This is a genomic window from Actinokineospora sp. NPDC051303 (genome assembly GCF_055586285.1).
Genome location: NZ_JBVJIN010000016.1, coordinates 119,307 through 137,686, shown reverse-complemented (window position 1 = coordinate 137,686; position 18,380 = coordinate 119,307). Strand labels below are relative to the sequence as shown.

Below are 18,380 nucleotides of genomic sequence, written 5' to 3'. Positions count from 1 at the left end.
GGGTTTTGAGGGGGTCTCTCCCCCCCCCCCCCCCCCCTCTCCCCCCCCCCCCCCCCCCCCCTGTTTTTCCCCCCCCCCCCCCCCCCCCCCCCCCGGGAGCGTGTCCGTGCGGCGCGGTGCGGCTGCCCAACCCGCGCGGGTCGCCGAACCGAGGCTTCGACGGTGGTCGTTCACTGTCTTCCACCTCCCGAGGTCGCCGCGCCACCCGCTCCGAGGTCGGGGGACTCGTCGACGTCGGGGACGAAGCGCTCGACGGGTCCGACTGCCTCGGCGTGCACGGGCAGGGTCAGCAACGGCACCACCGTGGTCGCGGTCCCGGTGATCCGCACCGACGCCGTGGTCGGCCCGCGGTCGGCGGCCAGGACCGCGCCGCGCAACGGGCCGCCCGCGAGCTGGTCGAGGACCAGCCGCGCGGTCGCGGTTCCCGACGCCGTGCTCCCGTTCTGGGCCCGTGCGGCGGCCAGCCCCTGGGAGGCGGCGGCTTGGGCGATGTGGGTGGCGTGCGACCACAGCGCGAACTGCACGATGACCAGCAGCATCGACAACAGCAGCGGGATCGCGATCACCAACTCCGCGCTGACCGACCCACGTTCGCCCCGCAGCGCCCGCCGCAGCCGATCGGGTTGTCGTCCTCCGGTGTTTCTGGTGTCCTTGTGGCTCATCGCGAGCTCACAGGGTGATGCCGTTGGCTTTGTCGGTGACCTTGGCGATGACGATCGCGATCACCGCGAGCGCGGCGACGACGAGCAGCGCGGTCACCAGGACGGTCTCGGTGGAGTACCCGGCCTCCGGTTCCCGGCGCAACGCCTCCCACCGGGCTCGCACCACTGTCCACAATGCCATCAGGTGTGGGTCGCGCATGAGCGCCTCCTTGTGTTTGGTTCCGCCCTAGGTTCTTGTCGAAATCTGGGAACTGGCGGGGGTTTCACAGTCCATTGAGGACTTGAGTGAGTGCGGGGTAGGCGATGAAGACCAGGAACCCGAGGAACAGCGCCATGACCGGCAGCGACATGCGCTCGGTGGCGGCTTGGGCGTCGCCCTCGGCTTGGGTGATCTGGTGGGTGCGCAGTGCCCCGGCTTTGGCGGCCAGGCTGGCGCGGACCTTGGCGCCCTCGGTGCCGGCGAGGCTGACCGAGGCGGCGAGTTCGGCCAGCTCGGTCACGTCCAGTTCCTCCCCGAGTCGGCGCAGGGTGGCCCAGGGGGTGGTGCGGGTCAGGTGGGCGGTGTCCAGGGCGCGGCGGATCTGCTCGAATGCCCATCCTCGGCCGATGCGCGCCGCGTCCCTCAGTGCGGTGTCGACTCCGGCTCCGCCGGCGAGGGTGATCCAGACCAGGTCCAGGTAGGCCGACAGGGCGTGGCGGAACCCGGCGCGCAGCTTGGCGGCTTCGGAGCGGGCTCGCACGTCCGGCCAGAGGAACCCCGCCGCGGCCGACAGGAGTCCGGCGGTGACCGGGAACTCGACCCCGGGGGCGAGTCCGGCGAGGGCGAGGACCCCGGTCAGCCCGGCGGGCAGCAGCAGTCCGGTCACGGCGAGGACCGCTTTCTCCGCCAGGTGCGTCGAGGTGGGGCGGCCGAGGACCGCGAGGTCGCGTGCCAGGCGTGGGCCGGGCAGCCCGAGGGCGCGCAACCCGGGCACGGCGGGGCGGCCGAGGCGTGCGGCCCAGCCGGTGTCGTCGGTGGCCAGGATCGGCTCCGGGGCCGGGGGCGCGGTGGCGCGGGCCAACACGGCGCCGAGGGCGGGGCGTGGCGGGAACAGCGAGACCGCCAACGCCCACAGTCCGATCCCGGACCCGGCTCCCAGTGCGATGGTGGTGATCACCGTGTCACTCCTGTTTCGGTGGCCGCGAGCATCCGCCGGACCCCGGCCGGGTCGTCGTCGGTGGTGGTGGTGGTCAGGAAGCGGGCGGCGGGGGCGACGCGGGCGATGCGGGCCAGCCAGCCGAACCCGGCTGTGAACAGGCCTGCGATGCCCGCCAGGACGAGTTGCCCGGCCACAGTGTCGTAGGCGGCCATGTAGTCGCGGTTGAGCAGGACCACCGCGACGGCGAACACACAGGTGGTGCCGACGATGACCCGCACCGAGGTGCGGGTGCGGGCACGGCCGGCCTCGACGCGCATCCGCATCGAGGCTTGGCCGCGGGCGGCGTCGGCCAGAGAGCCGAGCAGGTCGGCGAGCTGGCGGGTCTGTTGTTCGGCGGCCAGCAGCAGGGCGGCGATGACCAGGTCGCCGACCGGGTCGTCCAGGCGTTCTCCGAGTCGGCGCAGGGCGGGTGCGAGCCGGTCGCCGTTCTCGATCCCGGCGGCGAGTTCGCCGACCTCGCCGCGGATGGCTGTCGGCGCCAGCGGGGCGGTGGCGAGGACGGCCTGCTCCAGCCCCGCGGCCGCCGACAACGTGTCCCGCAGCATTTCGGTCCAGGTGGCGATGGCCTCGATTCGTGCGACTCGGCGGGCGTGTTCGGGGTCGCGGCCCAGCACCCGCGGGAGCGCCCAGGCGGCGAGGCCTGCCAGGACGGCGCCGACGACCCACCCGGTCAGCACCCCGGCAACCACTCCGGCCGCCGCCGCGAGCCCGACACGCAGGGCGCGATTGCGGTCGACCGCACCGGCCCCACGGGTGCGGGTGCGGCGGGGGCGGCGCTGAGCGGTGCCGCGCCAGCCGAGGACCACGAGGAGCAGGCCGAGCCCGGTGCCCGCGCCGAGCACCGCGGCCAGGGCCGTGGTCGGGCCGACTGTGATGTTCACGGCGCCCACCAGCCTTCGGGGTTGCCCAGCACACCGGGGTCGAGCCCGGCGTCGACCAGGTCGTCGAGGGTGTCGGCGCGCAGCGCCCCGGCCACCGGGCGGGCGCGGCGGTCGGGGCCGGGGCGGTAGACCTCGTTGGAGATCACCTGCGGGCCGTCGGCGCCGACGACCTCGCGGATCGAGGACAGCACCCGGGTGCGGCGGTCGGCGGCGCGGGCCAGGTGCACCACGAAGTGCACCGCCGAGGCGACCAGCAGATTCGTCGCCTCCAAGGGCAGCCGCTCCACCCCTTGGGCGGCGTAGGAGGCCAGCCGGGTGAACGCGATTCGTGAACTGGAGGCGTGCAGGGTGGCCATCGAGCCGTCGTTGCCCTGGGACATGGCGTTGCACATCGGGATGACCTCGGGGCCGCGGATCTCGCCGACGATCACCCGGTCCGGGCTCATCCGCAGACCCCACCGCACCAACTCGGCCTGGGAGACCGCGCCCTCGCCCTCGACGTTGGCTTCACGGGCCTGGAACGCGGTCACGTCGGCGTGGATGTCCGGGTCGTGGTCCAGACCCAGTTCGAAGGCATCCTCGATGGTCACGATCCGCTCCAGCGGGTCCATCTCCGAGGCCAGCGCGCGCAAAAGTGTCGTCTTGCCCGCCCCGGTGCCTCCGGTGATCAAGATGTTCTTCCGCGCTCGCACGAGCGCCCGCAGAAATTGTTCAAGGCCGGGGTCGAGGGTGCCGCGGCGGCGCAGTTCGGACAGGGTAATCGTGAGGTAGCCGTGGCGGCGGATCGACAGGGACGTCACACCACCCGCGGTCAAGCCCATCACCGCGAACAACCGCTGCCCACCGGGGAGTTGAAGGTTGAGCGCGGGCGATCCCTGATCGAACCGCCGCTCTTGGCTCGACGCCCGGGCCGCCAACACTCTCACCAGATCGGTCAAGTCCTCATTGGACCCGGCGATCGGGCCGACCTGGGCTCGGCGCCCGTCCGTGTACTGCACGAAAACCTTGTCGTAGGCGTTGGCGTTGATCGTCTCCACCGCCGGGTCGTCCAGCAAGGGCTGTAGTCCGGCCATGCCGAACAGTTCGTTGACGACTTCGGCGACCACTCGCCGCTCCGTCTCCCGGATCAACAGCCGACGGCCTGCGGCAAGTTCGTTCTCCGTGTGCGCGCGCAAGGCCTCGTCGAGGATGTTCTCGGCTAGCTCTCTTCGGACCTGCCCGGTCACGACAGCCTCAGTGCTGGCTTGCCGAGCCTCCAGCCGTGGTGGCAGCTCGGCGCGCAACCGCTCGCGCAGGTGCAGCCGCAGCCGGGAGATAGCGGCCGCGGTGTCCACCGCGGCATCCTCGCCCTCCCATCCCAGCGGTGGCGATCCTTCGCTGGGGCCGGAAACTGTCAGACTGGGGCTGCCGAACAGTTTCCGCTGGTCGTCGTGCTGATGAGAGAACCCGGGCACTGGGAGCCGGTCTGCGGGAAAGGCGGTCATGCTGGCTTCCTTTCATCCGAAATGCCCGCGGCGTGTCGGGGCGCAATCCGCACGCCGTAGGGTGAGACCGCGTCGGGAGGGACGCCCGGAACTAAGGGCAGCGAGGGAGCCACCGGGGAGGTCCCAATCAGAACTTGGCCCAGAGAAGTCGTGAGAGGCTTTTCCCGAGAGGCCAGTTCGACGGCGACTTGGTGAGCAAACTTGCCCAACGCCGAGCGCGCCACGCCATGGCACCCCCACCGGCTACCGCCGGACTGTCCACACAGCACAGCCGCTCCACGAGGGTCGTCAGGCACGCGCCCTAGCGGCGGCACGCCGAGTTCGCGGGCGACCTCGACGGTGGAGTAGCCCTCACCGACCAGCAACAGCACCGGATTCGGGCTCCATCGAGCGACCGCGGGCAATTGCCGGGGCAGGTGAGCGAGGTCCTCGGCGCGGGCGCGGGACAGCAGGATCACCACATCCGACGCTCGCAGGATCGACATCGCAGGAGAGTCCGGAATGATCCGCCCGCAGTCGGCGATCACCACGGTCCCCGGCTCACTGGCCATCGCCCGCAGGACGCCGACACCCGTGGTCGGATCGGAAGGCAGCGCAGACAGTGCCGCCCGAGCCAGGTCGGCGTCCGGCGGCGCGGCCACCACCGCCAACCCCCCAGGCAGTCTCCGCGTGTGCCGCCAAATCAGCTCCGGATCGCCTTCGAGCCGTGCCGCGGCCGCCAGGCTCACCAACCCGGGGGTCGAAGGCAACGAGAAGCGCGGACCGAGATCGCCGCCGGACGGGTCGGCTTCTACTACCACCACGCTCGCCGAAGCGGGCCACCGCGCCGCCAGCGCGACGGAGAACGAGGTCACGCCGGGTGCGCCTTTCAAGGACGAGACTGAGACCAGCATCAGCGTCCACCCCCGCTGGAGAGCAGCACGATCGACGCTTGGCCCGGCGCAACCGCGGCGACCTGGCGGGCGGCTGCTTCGGTGAGCTGCACCGAGATCACGGTCGGCTCGGCCTGCGAGGGCGTCACGCTCGTGACGACAGCGGGCCAGGTCGCCTGGCCACCGTCGGACGGGCTGTTGCTTGTGCCGTCCTGATCGGGCGCGAACACGACCGTCACCCGCGCACCCGCTGCCACTTCAGGCGGAACCTGACCGGCCTTGAGTGAGAGCGCGACGATCGCCTGTCCGGCAACAGGAACGGCAGCGCTCCCAACAGAATCCGGGGTCAGCAAAGCTCCGGCTGAAAGGCTGGTGGCCATCGGCTTGCCGACCACCGTTGCCATCCGGTCAGCGCTTACCACGACCACCTCTTGGTCGACTGCGACGTCGACCAGCCGCAGGTCCTCGGTGGTCAGTGTCTGCCCGACCGACAGCGGACGGGCCAGCGCGAGGACAGTTTCCCGGTCTCGGGAGTTCAGCGAGATCAGCACAAACCCGCCTACGCTCGCGAGAACAAGCACCACTCCAAGCAGCAGGTACGACACCTTGTGGCGCTTGCCCGCATTGCGCAACCGTGCGGCTGACCGTTTCTTGTCGTCGCCGACCCAGGGGGCTTCGGCCACGCTGGTCGGCCGGTCGGTATCCGACCGCGTCGTCGTGCTGGTGTTCACGTCGATACCTCCGAAGGCATGGAAGGAGTGCGCCACGTCGCGACTGGCGATGAGCGAGCGGAGAAGTGAAGGGCTATCGCTGGATGCGGGCGGAAGAGGTCAGCGAGAACGGCTCGCCGGTCAACCGCCGCCGTCGTTGAGTGCCTGCGACTCAGCCACACGAAAACTGATGTCGCCGGCAGTCGTCATGTCCGGGAAAACCCCGTCTTGGCCCGCGCCCGACCAGGAGATCGACCAGCGCACCGTTGCCGTGACCGGAAACGCCTGGCCAGCCTGGCTCGCCGAGGAGCGGCGGTAGACGTGGCCGCAGTCCGGCGAAGGCGACCGCGGGTCCATACCCGCCGTGTACGCGGTGCCGGGCCCGATGCAGGTCTCCGTAGAGCCATCCCCCATCGACCAGGTCACCGAGTTCGGGGCAGCGGTGGCCGTCACCGAGACACCCGGCACCGACGCCGTAGCCGACACCGGGCCCCAGCCACCCGACAACCACAACCAGGTCGGCAGATTGACCAATTGGTCTCCAGCCGGACTCGCCGCGATCCTCGGCGGAGGCAGCCGCAACTGCTTGCGCGCCAACTGCGCTAACTCCTCCGGAGAGGGCAACAGAGCCGCGCCAGGCTGCTGGTCATCGGGAATCCATACCGGCGGCCGGTACAGGCTGTCGGCCACGCCCTCGGTGGAGCACTTCCAGACGTACCACGCCCCCGGTTCTTCACCAGGTTGTCCAGCGACAATTCGCACTGGAGGTGCCGACCTGTCCAAAATCACCGGGACCACGCCACCGGTGGACCTCGTGGCCAGTGGGTGGGCGGCTGTGATCACGCCGCCACTGGGCGGTTGATAGTCGCTCTTGACGTAGGAACAATTCGCCACGTTCGGGTCGTCGGGGTTGGCGGGCTGTCCGGCTCCGAGGCCACCTGACCCAGCACCGCCCGGGTTGCTGCCAGGCGTTCCTCCAGGTTGTCCGCCGCCACCGGGACTGGTGCCCGCGCCGAGGTCGCAGAGGGGAGAAGGCAGCTGGCTGCAGTTGACGTTGCCGTAGTTGTCCCCGGCGGACGCTGGCGCCTGCCCGCAGATGAACCCGATGATCAGCGCACCAGCAACAACGGTAAGTCGCTTGGTTCCTAGCATGTTCCCACCTCGCGCACGGCGAAATCGGTCACCTTCCAGGAACCGTCGCTTTGCCGCTCGACCTGGCCGTTGATCAGTCGGCGTCCGCCGGGGGTGTCGTCGGCGAGTCGGCCATCGGTTCGATGTTTCAAGGCTTTTGTTGAGTCGCTGCAATCGGTCACGATGATTTTGGTCGGGTCGTTCGCGGGCTCGGCGTTGGTCACCTTGGCATCGTGGGTGGCCTCGCCTTTGGTCACCAAGCCGTTGTGGTGGTCCGCGTACAAGCCTCTTGTCAGATTCGTGAGGGCGATGCCGGTAGCGTGTCGACCCAGCGTCGCGGACTGCCAGTCAGATGTCGTGCCTGCTGCGGCGAAGTCCTGCCACATGCCTTGATAGGCAACCAAGGCCCTCTGTTTGGCTTTCTCTTCCTGAGAAAGCCAGGTACTGGGCGCGGGTGGCGCTGTCGTCTGAACGGTAGATGTCGAGGCGGCGGTCTCCCGTCCCGGCTCGTCACTGGAGGCGCATGAGGCTGCTGTCAGCATCACCGCTGTGCTCACGACGAGCGTTACGACCGCCTTTCGCTTGTCGAGTATCGCGCGCGTCGTGTCAGCCGATCCGATCGGCTGGGCTTTGGTTGGCATCTCGGTCGCCTCTTGTCGATGGTTTCGCCTTGAACGACAACGGAGTGAGCGGTTCGGCATGGGAGGTGGGGACCGGGGACCACTGGGAAATTGTTTATAGGTGAGGTTGGGAGCTCGAACAGTGCAGTTGCCCACTGGGCGTGTAAACGAGCGATGGTGGCACCGGGATGTAGTAGGCGTTGACGACGACATGGCCCGCTGGGTCTCGGTAGAACGGAACTGATGACCACGGGTAGACGCAGGTGATGTTGTGAGCGCCGTTACTCCAGTCTGTCCGGATCAAGATGAAGGTGTCCGCACAGTGTTTGTAACGCCCGGTCGTCTGCTGCGGATTGGGTCCGGTCGCGTAGTAGCCGCACGGCTTGGAGACGGAATCCGTTCCAGGCACCTCGCTGGTGGCAGCCGGGTGCGTGAGCAGGCTCATGGTCAACGCTGTGGCAAGGGAACCGAAAGGTTTCATGATGACCGCCAAGTGAGTGCTGTCGTCGCCGGAATCCTTGGTGATGCCGGTCGATTCTCTGTTCCACTGTGTGAGGTAACAGGTCCGACGATGTTTGGTCGCAGGTGTGCAGAATGCGGCGCAAGCCCGGCGTAGGCAGGGGCGCAGCCGACACCGACCGCGGCGACAGCGAAGGTCAGCAGCGAGAGCACACGCAGAAAGTAGATATTCTTTGACATCAGCAACTCCTCGGTACTAGAAGACAGCAATGCGAGTCCGTGCCGATGGGGACCTGGAACTTCATCTGGTAGCCGCGAGCGCGCGGACCGCTCAGGCCGGTGCCACACCCAACAGGTGCGAGAAGCGCGCCAATCCGAGCCCTTCGCGATCATCCGGCGCGAGTTCGGCCAAGAAGCGTTGGAGGCGGTTGCCAGGTCTCACCAGTTCCTTGCGCAAGTCGCCCAGCACACGGCGCACCGCGGAGCGGCTGACTCCGACCTGAACCGCGATCGCGCGTTCGGAGCGTTCTCGATCGTCAAGTTCCTCGAACGGCGGCAACCCGACGCGCCGGGCGACGATCTCCACCTGCTGGTCTCCGAGCCGGGCGTGCTGGAGGACCACACGCCATCCGGCTACCGAGTCGACGCCGAGGTCGTCGCTGACGTCGGACCGATCCGATGTCATGGGCAGGGTCGCATCGACACCCTCCGCGCCGAGGCCAGCGCGGAACCTCCTGGGCCGAGTCGCCCGCTCGTCATCGAGGTCTTCCTGGCCGAAAGCCCCGTGGCCCGCGGCGAGCAGTTGCGCGTCGGACGGCTGGTAGCCGAGGAGTTCGGACAACGCCGCCGCGGTTGCGGCTATTCGGAGGAAGCGATTGTGGGTGGCGTAGGGCAGCGTGACCGCGTAGGTGAGCTTGGCCATCTCGCGCTTGAGGTGCTCCTCGATCCATCCCCAGAGGTAGCCGGGGCCGGAGTTCGAGGTGGCGTCATAAGCCCACACACCCTGGGCCACGGCCGCGCGGCCCACGTTGAGCATGTCGTCGTACCCGGCGAGGGGCGAGTGCGAGGTGCGGCGCGCGCTGCGCACGGCGCGGCGAACCATGGGTTCCGCCAGCTTCACCAAGTGCTCCGTCGCGATCTGCCCCGCTCGCTCACGCGTCAGCAGGTTCGCTCGGCGGCACGGGTTGGCGGCCTCTGAGCTCGCGCGTCGCCAGTCCAACTCGGCCCCTGCTTTGGACCGGGTCACGAACGCGGGAGGCTTCTCCCCGGTTGATGACCATCGGTCGAGGTGTGCGGCGACGAAGAGAACCAAGTGGGCTCTGTGCCCGTCCACCGCGACGGGTGCCAAAGCCTCCAACGCCTCGGCGCTGAGCCGACCGTGCTTGGCGCACTCGCTCTTGACCTCGGATGCGGTCTGGACCCGCCGCTCCCCCTTGTTGTTTCCGTTCATTTCCGTCCTGCTTCCGTCTGCCACCGCCACGCCCCCCATCCGTCACCATTGGTGACACCGGGCTACCCGAATGGGCAAGTTCTCGCGCTATCGAGTGAACAATGCCGCTCGCTCCGTGATACTCAAGCCGCCTCGGTGAACGTGGTCATATTCTGGATTCCAGAAAAGTGGACTGTTTGCGCTGGTATCCCGAGTGTCGGCAGGCCCTCGGCGGCGGCAAAGGGGGTGGATGTCTTCACGTGAACAGAAGACAGGTGAAGACCGCACCGACCAGGCCGGAGACAACATTCGGGGCCGCGCTGGCGCAGTGGCGTGGGCACCGCGACCTGTCGCTGGCGGAGTTGCAGAAGCTGACCAACTTCAGCCGCAGTCACCTCGGCAACGTCGAGAACGGCGCCCGGCAACCGACCAGGGAACTCGCGAACGCCTGCGACAAGGCCCTGAACACTGGCGGTGTGCTGGCCACGCTCGTCCCCAAGACCTCGCCGAAGCGCGAACGGCTCACTTCCTTGCGCCCGGCGCAACTGCCGACGCCCGGACGGTTCTTCCTGGGCAGGACCGCTGAGATGACTGCGATGGGCGAGGCCCTTCGGCGAGGCAGAGCGGCCGGGGCGATGACGGTGATCGGCGTCGACGGTCCCGGTGGGGTGGGGAAGACCGCGTTGGCGTTGCACTGGGCGCACCAAATCGCCGACGCGTACCCGGACGGCGCGTTGTTCGCGAACCTGCGAGGGCACGATCCGTCGAGCCGCCCTGCTGACCCTCACGACGTCCTGCAGGACTTCATGGTCACCCTCGGTAGAGCACCGGCTTCCATCCCCGCGGGCCGAGAACAGCGAGCCGCCGAGTTCCGCACCCTGCTCGCGGGCAGGCGGATGCTGGTCGTTCTCGACAACTGTGAGAGTTCACAGCAGGTCCGGCCGTTGCTGCCCGGCACGCCCGGCTGCTTGGTGGTGGTCACCAGCCGTGCCAGGCTCACCGGCTTGGCTGCCAGGGAAGGAGCCAGTCGGCTCTCGTTGGCTTCCCTGTCCGACGACGAGAGCGTGGCTCTGCTGGGCGAGATCATCGGGTCCCGCGCGGTGTCGGATCCGGCATCGACCCACAAGCTGGCCCAGCAGTGCGCGGGCCTGCCCTTGGCGCTGCGGATCGCCGCGGAACGGGCCAACGACCGGCCGCGGTTGACCATGGCGAACCTGGCCGCCCTGTTGTCCTCACGAGCAAGCCGCCTGGACGTGTTGTCTACCGGAGACGACGACAGCACCGCGTTGAGCAAGGTGTTCTCCTGGTCCTACCTGGCCTTGCCGCACGATGCCGCCAGGCTGTTCCGCTTGCTCGCGCTGCATCCTGGACCGAGTTTCGGCACCCACGCGGCGGCCGCGTTGGCGGGGACGACCGTCGAGCAGGTCACGCCCGCGTTGGATGTGCTGGTCAACGCGCACCTGCTTGAACAGATCGAGGACGACCGTTTCGAGTTCCACGATCTGCTGCGCCTCTACGCTGGGGAGCGAGCCGAGGCCGAGGACGGCGACGCGGACCGGATGTCGGCGACCAGGCGCGTGCTGGTCTGGTATCTACACAGCGCCGCCGCCGCGATGAGCACGCTGTCGCCGAACCGCGCGACCCCGGCGCTGGGACCGTTCGAGGGACCCTGCCCGCCGCTGCGGTTTCCCGACCTGGAGGAAGCGGCGCGGTGGTGCGAGACCGAACTGGCCAATCTCACCGAGGTGACCCGAACCGCGGCCCAAGCGGGCTTCTTCGAGGTGGCCTGCGGAATGCCTGTGGTTCTGTGTGACTTCCTGTACGTCCGCAAGCCCTGGAGCCAGTGGCTGTCAGTGCTCACGCTGTGTCTGGAGCCAGCTCGCCGCGCAGGCGATCTGCGGGCTCAGGGGTGGATCGTCAACCACCTGGGCAACGCGCACCTCGACCTGGAGCAGCCCTGGCGGGCGCTGCGGGCCTACGAGCAGGCCCTGCGGGTCCGCAAAACTGCGAATGACCAGGCGGTCCTGCCATGGACGCACATCGGTCTCGGGCGGGCCTTCCATGTGCTGCGGGAGCCGCGGCAGGCGCTGGTGCATTTCCACCGTGCGTTCGAGCTGTTCGACCACCTGCGGGACATGTGGGGGCGTGCCATCACCGTGGCCTACCTCGGGGAGGTGTGCGGTGACCTGGGGCAGTTCGCAGTGGCGATCGACTATCAGGAGCGGGCCGTCGCCGCGTTGCGAGCGTTGGGCGATCCGCACGGCGAGGGTTGTTCGCTGCGTAAGCTCGCGGTGGTGCACTGCGATCTCGGTGACTGGCCCGCGGCGATCACCGCGCTGGAGCGCGCGTTCGAGGTTCACCGCCGAGCGGGCGACCGCTGGGGCCATGCACTCGCATTGACCGTGCTCGGCCAGGTTCACTCCCGGCGTGGTGACCCGGATGCTGCGAAACAGGCCTGGCGTGACGCCGACGAGATGCTCGCGGCCCTCACCGATCCCTCGCCCAAGTCGAGTCCGCCTCCAGAGCTTCCCGCCGGGGCGATCTGATGGGGGAAGCACCCGCGGGCTGGCTGAGGTCCGGGCCCGTGTTCGACGCGGCTTCGGAGGACTTCGGGCGCGTGACGCACCTGAAGCCACGGGCGGTGGTCGTGCCGTGGTCAGTCGCCGAGGTGGTCGAGGCCGTGCAGGACGCCGGGCGGCTCGGCGTCGAGGTGCGGGCGCGCGGCCAAGGGCATTCCACCGGCGGCCAGGGCCAAGTCCTCAATGGCCTGGTGGTCGACATGCGGCGGATGGACTCCGTCCTCGACATCGGCCCGGACCGTGCCATCGTGCAGGCGGGCGCCCGGTGGAGCACGGTGGTCGGCGCGGCGTTGGCGCGGGGACTGACCCCACCGGTGTTGACCGACTACCTGGAACTGTCGATCGGCGGAACCCTGTCGGTGGGTGGGGTGGGCGGCGCCAGCCACCGGTTCGGCGCGCAGACCGACCACGTCCTCGCGCTCAACGTCGTGACCTTTGATGGCCGTGCTGTGCGGTGTTCTATGGTGGAGAACACCGTCATGTTCGACGTCGTGCGAGCGGGCAGGGGCCGACACGGCGTCATCACCACCGCTACCGTGCCGTTGGTGCGGGCCCCGGAACAGGTCAGGGTCTTCACCGCCCATTACCCGACGCTGCACCAGTTCCTCGGCGATCAGCGGGCGTTGATGGCTCACCCGGGCGTCGATTACGTCGAGGGCCAGCCGAAATGGACCGGCACCGGGTGGCGCTACGAACTCGACATCGGCGTCCACCTCCCCCGACGGTCGCCCGCCGACGTCCTCGTCGGCTTGTCGTTCAGCGATCTTGAGCAGGAGGACCTGTCCTACTGGGACTTCGCGAACCGGCTCGCCGAGGGCGAGCGCCTATTGACCTCGCTGGGCGAGTGGCAGTCCCAGCACCCCTGGGTCAACTACTTCCTGCCCGCCTCCCGCGCCGAACACGTGATCGAACACGTCCTGGACATGACGACCCTCGACCACATCGGCGAACGCGGTCTCGTCCTGACCTACCCGCTGCCCACCGCCCGGCTCACAACCCCGGGGATGCGGCTGCCCGGCGAGGGCATCGCGCACCTGTTCGCGTTGCTGCGCACTGCGATGCCCGACAACCCGGTCACGCCGCAGATGATGCTGGAGGCCAACAAGATGGTGGACGAACACGTCCTCGCCGCGGGCGGCACCATCTACCTCGGGCCACTCCCAGACACCCCGGCAACCGGCATGGAGGCGGGTGGCCCGCCGACGTGGGGCGCCGTCGGCAGACCACCCTGCTAAAGGGGCGCGCGCCCCTGTCAGGGCGCGGGCCGCCACCGCACCCGGTACGTGGTGCCGTAGTACTTGCCCGACAACAGAAAATCGTCAGTGCCCGGGATCGCGGCGATACCGTTCAGTACACTCTCGCGATCGTCGGGGCGCTCGATGCGCGGTAGCCGCCGCACATCGGCGACCGCAGTCACCAGCCCCCTGTTCGGGTCGATCCGCACCACCTGCGTCTTTCGCCAGATATTGGCCCACACCATCCCGTTGACGCATTCCAGTTCGTTGAGCTGCTCCACCGGTCCCCACCCGGGCCGGGTCACCGCGACCTCCCCCAACCGCTCGAAACTACGGGGGTCCCGGAACGTGAGCCGGTCCGAGCCATCGGACATCACCAACCGGGCGCCGTCGAAACACAACCCCCACCCTTCACCCGCGTACCGCACCCGACGCGACTCGGCGAAATCAGCCAAATCCCGCAACGACGCCACCCCGTCCTTCCACGTGACAAGCCACACCCCGACCCCCGGCACCACCGTCATCCCCATACCGAACACCGACGCCAACGACACCCGACGAACCACCTGCCCGGTTTCGGCAACAGTGGCCCGCAACGACGACGTGCCGATTCCACCCGTGCTCTCCAACAACAACCCGCCCGAGAACTCCAGCCCCTGAGTAAACGCCGACCGATCATGCGGGTACTCCCTCACGATCTCCGGCTCCAACCGCAGCACCCCATCAACCGGCGCGGATGTCGTGGCAGGCCAAGTTTCCACAGGAGGCTCGAAAGACCGCGACCGCGACTCCACACAGGCCGCAGTCATCGCCCCCACCACGACCAGACAAACCATGCCCGTCCACAAATGCCTCATGCCCACCCAGGTAACAAGCACCGAACCACCTGGGCCACCCATCACCTAAAAGAGCGACGGAAACTCCACAAGCCGCCCACACAAAAACCCGACCGGATTCTCACCGACTTGTCTCTTTCCGTAGCGCTGGGGTACGGTCCCGCCAACCGTCGCCGAAGGCGAAAGTTCGACGGCCAGTCACCGGCAAAGGAAAATGAGGAGACATGGCACAGCGCACGATCGTCGAACTCGTCGACGACCTCGACGGCAGCGTCAGCGACGACATCAGCACCGTCAGCTTCGGCTTCGACGGCGCCCAGTACGAGATCGACCTGACCGCGGCCAACGCCGAACTCCTCCGCAAGACCCTCGACGACTTCACCGCCGCCGCCCGCCGCGTCGGCGGCCGAATCAAGCGCGCGGCCAACGCCCCGGCCCCCAACCCGGACGCCCGCAGCAAAGAGCAGACCAAGGCCATCCGCGACTGGGCCCGCCAGAACGACTACGACATCTCCGAGCGCGGCCGCATCCCCGCCTCGATCATCGAGGCCTTTGAAGAGGCCCACAAGCCCAAGACCCGCAAATCCAAGTAGCCCCTGGGTCCCGGGGCGGGCTCCACCCGTCCCTGGACATGAGTTCGCGCTCTTCGGCGAAGAAGGCAACGCAACCACACCCAGGTAGCCTCGTTACCCAGTCAGCCATGACTCCGCTGGAACTCACGGCAGCCTGGGCGTCCATCGGTGCCACGGTCGGTGGGCTCATGGTCACCTGGACACGACGACTGCTCACCGCGACCCCCTCCAGACCACGGACCGTCACCGCTGCGGGTCCAATATTGACAGCCGCCCTGTTCGCCGTCCTCGCCTGGCGCTACGGCGCGCACCATGACTTGATCGCGATGAGTTGCCTAGCCGTGGTGAGCGTCCCGCTTGCCATCTGCGACACCCTCGAACAACGCCTGCCCACCAACCTAACAACCACCGGTTATCTCACCACAGGTGCCGCACTCACCCTGGCAACCTGCCACCACTCGACCGGAACGAACCTTCTCCGCGCGCTCACCGGAATGGCAGTCTTGTTCATCGCCTACCTCGCCATCGCCATCACCACAGCGGGCGGACTAGGAGCCGGAGACGTCAAACTCGCGGGGCTACTCGGGCTCACCACCGCCTGGTACGGCTGGCACACCCTCCTCGCAGGCACCGCCCTCGGTTGGCTACTCGCACTCCTGCTCGCGACAAGCCTCCGCCTCGCCAAACCACAACGCGCCCCGGCGCCCGTCCCACTCGGCCCCAGCCTCATCCTCGGTTCCTTCGCCGCCATCGCCGTCCCTCTATGAACCGCTGGCAAACATCGGGGGGCCTGCACCATCAGGTTGCCAACGACACTGTCGCCGGAGGTAGTGCCGCCCGACGCAAGTAGGCGACTGGTTGAGACACCTAGCCGCACCCGTTCGAGCCTGAGGTAACGACCCCTGACATGCCTCGTACCCGTCCGGGCCTGCCCCCGGCCGATCAGGTCGGGCGGGGGCAGGTCGACGGAGGTGTCAGGCGTCACCATTCAAAAGCAGCCCAAGGGCACCTGCCGCAGCACTCGACTGAACAAAGATCAGCGCGCGATCAATCCGTCCTTGATCGCGGCAACAAGGCGGTCAATCCCAACATTGACAAGCGTGGGGCCAGCCGTGTTCTTACTGTCCCGGACTGCGTCGAGCGTGTGAGCCAGCTCAACACAGTCGCCGTTGTCACCGCCGCTAAAGGTGCTCTTACGCCACCTCGCCTGCGTCACATCCATCCTCGCATCCTTCCTGTTCGCCCAGGTCTAGCCGCCTACCATGTTAGCTAGCAGCTGTCGGGTGTCTTCGGTCGACAAGGCCATCCCGGCCGCGCGCTCGAACGCGGTCGAGTACCGGGCGAGATCAGCCGGGCGTTCCAGGTAGATGGCACCGTCTTCGTGTTCGAGGTAGACGAAGTTTGGTGCGGGCTCATCCGGCAACGTCAACAGAGAAAACGGACTCTTCATACAGGGATGCGGCCCTGCCTCAAACGGCAAGACCTGGAGGGTCAGGAATGGACGTTTGCTGACTTCGATGAGATGGGAGAGTTGCTGAGACCAGTCACCAACATGCCTTCTCAGGACAGCCTCATTCAGCACAACCCGCAATTTAGGGGGCTTAACCTCCAGACGCTTCTGCCTTTCCAAACGGAACGCGACAGACTTTTCCAACTCGGTCTCATCTAGGTCATCACGATATACGGCTCTCACCGCTCGGACGTAGCTGGGTACCTGAAGGAGCCCAGGAACAAACTCGGACTGGTAGATCCAAATCTCCCGAGCGTCCGCCTCGAACCCAATGTAGGTCTCGAACCAGTTAGGCATCGTGTCGCTGTAGCTCACCCACCAACCACGCTCGTTGCTCTCCTCAGCTTGGCGAATGAGGGTATCCACGCGTGGAGCGCCCACCTCATACAGTTGACACAAGAAGCGCACGTTTTTGGGCAGGATGGCGTGTCTGCCGTTCTCGATGCGGCTGATCGTCGGGCGCTTCACACCCAGGTACGCCGCGGCATCGTCCTGGGATTTACCTGCGGCTTCACGCAGCTCGCGGAGTTGCTTGCCGAGCCTCCACCTCCGCACCAGCGAGCCTGGACTGAGGTCCTCCGTCTCCTCCATGCCTAACAGTCTGCCTTACGTGTCATACCGACCCTTACACCGCACTGCGGACCCCGAACATCGACGGTCTTCCACCCGGGGGAAAACTCCGACAACAGGAGATGTCGACCTTCCACTAAAATCACCCACCGTTTCCCCAGCTTGCTCTTTCCAATCTAGCCGCACATCACAGCGCGCAAAAAGTCGCGACTAGCCAGGGGGGACATGGCCAACTCGGCCACGCGCTCAAATGCAAGAGAATAACGGGCGATGTCAGCTGGACGCTCAAGGTATATCGCCCCATTGTCGTGCTCGAGATAGACGAAGTTTGGTGACGTCTCATTAGGCAGTGTCAGAAGCGAAAAAGGGCTTTTCATGCACGGATGGGCCCCAACCGCGAACGACAGAACCTGCAAGGTCAAGAAAGGACGCTCAGACGCTTCTATAAGATGGGCGAGTTGCTCGCGATGGTCGCCCACAGGTCGACGCAGAACCGCCTCATTCAAGACCACCCTCAGCCTGGGCGGGTTGACTTCCAGCCATTTCTGACGCTCCAGACGGAAAGCTACAGATTTCGACAGTTCGATATCATCCGAACCGTTGCCAAATATTCTTCTGACTTCCTGAACGTAGCTGGGCACCTGCAGTAGACCGGGAACAAATTCGGACTGGTAGATCCAAATCTCCCGAGCGTCCGCCTCGAATCCTACATAGTTCTCAAACCAGTTGGGCATGGTATCGCTATAGCTGACCCACCAGCCCCGCTCATTGCTCTCCTCAGCCTGACGAAGCAAGGTATCAACTTGCGGCGCACCAACCTCATAAAGTTGGCACAAGAACCGCACATTTCTAGGCAGGATGGCGTGCCTGCCGTTCTCGATGCGACTGATCGTCGGACGCTTCACACCCAAATACGCAGCCGCTTCGTCTTGAGATTTGCCTACGGCTTCACGCAGCACACGGAGTTGCTTGCCAAGTCTCCACCTCCGCACCAGCGAGCCTGGACTGAGGTCCTCGTCATCCGTCTCAACCATGACCCTAGTCTGACGTACGTGAGCCACGTACGTACGCAGACCACCGATTGGGGCATTCGCTCACGTACGTACGTGGCGTACGGTCTTGGGGTCGGCAAAGCCGACAGCCCGCGCCGCCCTTCCTGTTGCCCAGGTCCGCTGGCGGCGCGGGCCCAAGTACCTTCCTGCGGAGCTACGCCATGGCTGCACACTGGACGCCCTCCCCTCTAGGAACATCCCGGGGCCGTTCTTCCTTCGGGGATCAAGCCGTCCGCGGTCTGGCCATCCGCCACATTCCCGGGACTTCGGTCTTCGGCTTGGCATCCTTCGACCTCCCCCGCCTGCGTGCACCCGATGCCCCGGGGTGGCGCGTAACGGTTGTCGGATGCCCGTCCGGCCGGTCCGCACGACCACGCCCCACCAGCGCGCTGCCCCGCGCGCGACGTCGTGCGGACCGGCCCCTGGGGAGCAGGCTGTGATGCGCGGGCGGACGCCATTGCTGGAGATTTTGGGTCGGCTGCGGTGGCAACGAGACGTTGACGAGTGGACGGTGCGGTGCCGCGATCGGGACGGCTATCGCGCTCGACTCCGAGTGGGGGTGGCACAGGGCGGGGTGGT

The 18,380-nt window shown here is 67.3% G+C and carries 19 protein-coding genes; 4 read left to right on the top strand and 15 right to left on the bottom strand.

Annotation, left to right across the window (positions count from 1 at the left end; genetic code table 11):
* Positions 1-170 precede the first annotated feature (170 nt).
* The 11 genes from ACZ6SD_RS15110 to ACZ6SD_RS15060 form a co-directional block, all read right to left on the bottom strand.
* Positions 171-662 carry a TadE family protein gene (locus ACZ6SD_RS15110; protein ID WP_465317534.1) on the bottom strand — a complete coding sequence of 164 codons (492 nt, stop codon included), beginning with the start codon at positions 660-662 and terminating at the stop codon, positions 171-173.
* Between the two features lie 7 nt (positions 663-669).
* Positions 670-861 (bottom strand): hypothetical protein, encoded by a 192-nt coding sequence (locus tag ACZ6SD_RS15105; protein WP_465317533.1) that lies wholly within the window; start codon positions 859-861, stop codon positions 670-672.
* 64 nt (positions 862-925) lie between these two features.
* Positions 926-1,819 carry a type II secretion system F family protein gene (locus ACZ6SD_RS15100; protein WP_465317532.1) on the bottom strand — a complete coding sequence of 298 codons (894 nt, stop codon included), beginning with the start codon at positions 1,817-1,819 and terminating at the stop codon, positions 926-928.
* Entirely contained in the window at positions 1,816-2,751 is a 936-nt protein-coding gene (locus ACZ6SD_RS15095) for a type II secretion system F family protein (RefSeq protein ID WP_465317531.1), read from the bottom strand. The genes ACZ6SD_RS15100 and ACZ6SD_RS15095 overlap by 4 nt, the downstream gene beginning before the upstream one ends.
* Positions 2,739-4,226, bottom strand: coding sequence for a CpaF family protein (locus tag ACZ6SD_RS15090; RefSeq protein WP_465317530.1), 1,488 nt, complete (start codon positions 4,224-4,226; stop codon positions 2,739-2,741). Before ACZ6SD_RS15090 ends, ACZ6SD_RS15095 begins: the two co-directional genes overlap by 13 nt.
* Entirely contained in the window at positions 4,223-5,119 is an 897-nt protein-coding gene (locus tag ACZ6SD_RS15085) for a MinD/ParA family ATP-binding protein (RefSeq protein WP_465317529.1), read from the bottom strand. The genes ACZ6SD_RS15090 and ACZ6SD_RS15085 overlap by 4 nt, the downstream gene beginning before the upstream one ends.
* Positions 5,119-5,829, bottom strand: coding sequence for an SAF domain-containing protein (locus ACZ6SD_RS15080; RefSeq protein WP_465317528.1), 711 nt, complete (start codon positions 5,827-5,829; stop codon positions 5,119-5,121). The genes ACZ6SD_RS15085 and ACZ6SD_RS15080 overlap by 1 nt, the downstream gene beginning before the upstream one ends.
* Before the next feature lie 120 nt (positions 5,830-5,949).
* On the bottom strand, positions 5,950-6,498 hold the full coding sequence (locus ACZ6SD_RS15075) for a hypothetical protein (protein WP_465317527.1): 549 nt from the start codon (positions 6,496-6,498) through the stop codon (positions 5,950-5,952).
* A gap of 455 nt (positions 6,499-6,953) precedes the next feature.
* Positions 6,954-7,580 carry a hypothetical protein gene (locus ACZ6SD_RS15070; RefSeq protein WP_465317526.1) on the bottom strand — a complete coding sequence of 209 codons (627 nt, stop codon included), beginning with the start codon at positions 7,578-7,580 and terminating at the stop codon, positions 6,954-6,956.
* Positions 7,581-7,674: 94 nt separating this feature from the next.
* Positions 7,675-8,004 (bottom strand): DUF6355 family natural product biosynthesis protein, encoded by a 330-nt coding sequence (locus ACZ6SD_RS15065; protein WP_465317525.1) that lies wholly within the window; start codon positions 8,002-8,004, stop codon positions 7,675-7,677.
* Positions 8,005-8,349: 345 nt separating this feature from the next.
* Positions 8,350-9,138, bottom strand: a complete 789-nt coding sequence (locus tag ACZ6SD_RS15060; RefSeq protein WP_465317524.1) for a hypothetical protein — start codon at positions 9,136-9,138, stop codon at positions 8,350-8,352.
* A gap of 569 nt (positions 9,139-9,707) precedes the next feature.
* Here ACZ6SD_RS15060 and ACZ6SD_RS15055 point away from each other — a divergent pair.
* Entirely contained in the window at positions 9,708-11,993 is a 2,286-nt protein-coding gene (locus ACZ6SD_RS15055) for an ATP-binding protein (RefSeq protein ID WP_465317523.1), read from the top strand.
* A 71-nt stretch (positions 11,994-12,064) separates the two neighbouring features.
* The gene (locus ACZ6SD_RS15050) at positions 12,065-13,261 is read left to right on the top strand and encodes an FAD-binding protein (protein ID WP_465317522.1); all 1,197 of its coding nucleotides are present in this window, start codon (positions 12,065-12,067) and stop codon (positions 13,259-13,261) included.
* A 17-nt stretch (positions 13,262-13,278) separates the two neighbouring features.
* Here the strand turns inward: ACZ6SD_RS15050 and ACZ6SD_RS15045 are convergent, their stop codons facing one another.
* Positions 13,279-14,070: a glutaminyl-peptide cyclotransferase gene (locus tag ACZ6SD_RS15045; protein WP_465317539.1), complete on the bottom strand. Its 792-nt coding sequence runs from the start codon at positions 14,068-14,070 to the stop codon at positions 13,279-13,281.
* 251 nt (positions 14,071-14,321) lie between these two features.
* Here ACZ6SD_RS15045 and ACZ6SD_RS15040 point away from each other — a divergent pair, with 251 nt between their 5' ends.
* Both ACZ6SD_RS15040 and ACZ6SD_RS15035 read left to right on the top strand, forming a co-directional pair.
* Entirely contained in the window at positions 14,322-14,690 is a 369-nt protein-coding gene (locus ACZ6SD_RS15040; RefSeq protein WP_465317521.1) for a histone-like nucleoid-structuring protein Lsr2, read from the top strand.
* A gap of 107 nt (positions 14,691-14,797) precedes the next feature.
* Positions 14,798-15,436, top strand: coding sequence for a prepilin peptidase (locus ACZ6SD_RS15035; RefSeq protein WP_465317520.1), 639 nt, complete (start codon positions 14,798-14,800; stop codon positions 15,434-15,436).
* 269 nt (positions 15,437-15,705) lie between these two features.
* Here the strand turns inward: ACZ6SD_RS15035 and ACZ6SD_RS15030 are convergent, their stop codons facing one another.
* From ACZ6SD_RS15030 to ACZ6SD_RS15020, 3 genes are all read right to left on the bottom strand, one after another.
* Positions 15,706-15,891, bottom strand: a complete 186-nt coding sequence (locus ACZ6SD_RS15030) for a DUF397 domain-containing protein (protein ID WP_465317519.1) — start codon at positions 15,889-15,891, stop codon at positions 15,706-15,708.
* A gap of 27 nt (positions 15,892-15,918) precedes the next feature.
* Positions 15,919-16,770, bottom strand: coding sequence for a helix-turn-helix domain-containing protein (locus ACZ6SD_RS15025; protein WP_465317518.1), 852 nt, complete (start codon positions 16,768-16,770; stop codon positions 15,919-15,921).
* 155 nt (positions 16,771-16,925) lie between these two features.
* Positions 16,926-17,783, bottom strand: a complete 858-nt coding sequence (locus tag ACZ6SD_RS15020) for a helix-turn-helix domain-containing protein (protein WP_465317517.1) — start codon at positions 17,781-17,783, stop codon at positions 16,926-16,928.
* Positions 17,784-18,380 lie beyond the last annotated feature (597 nt).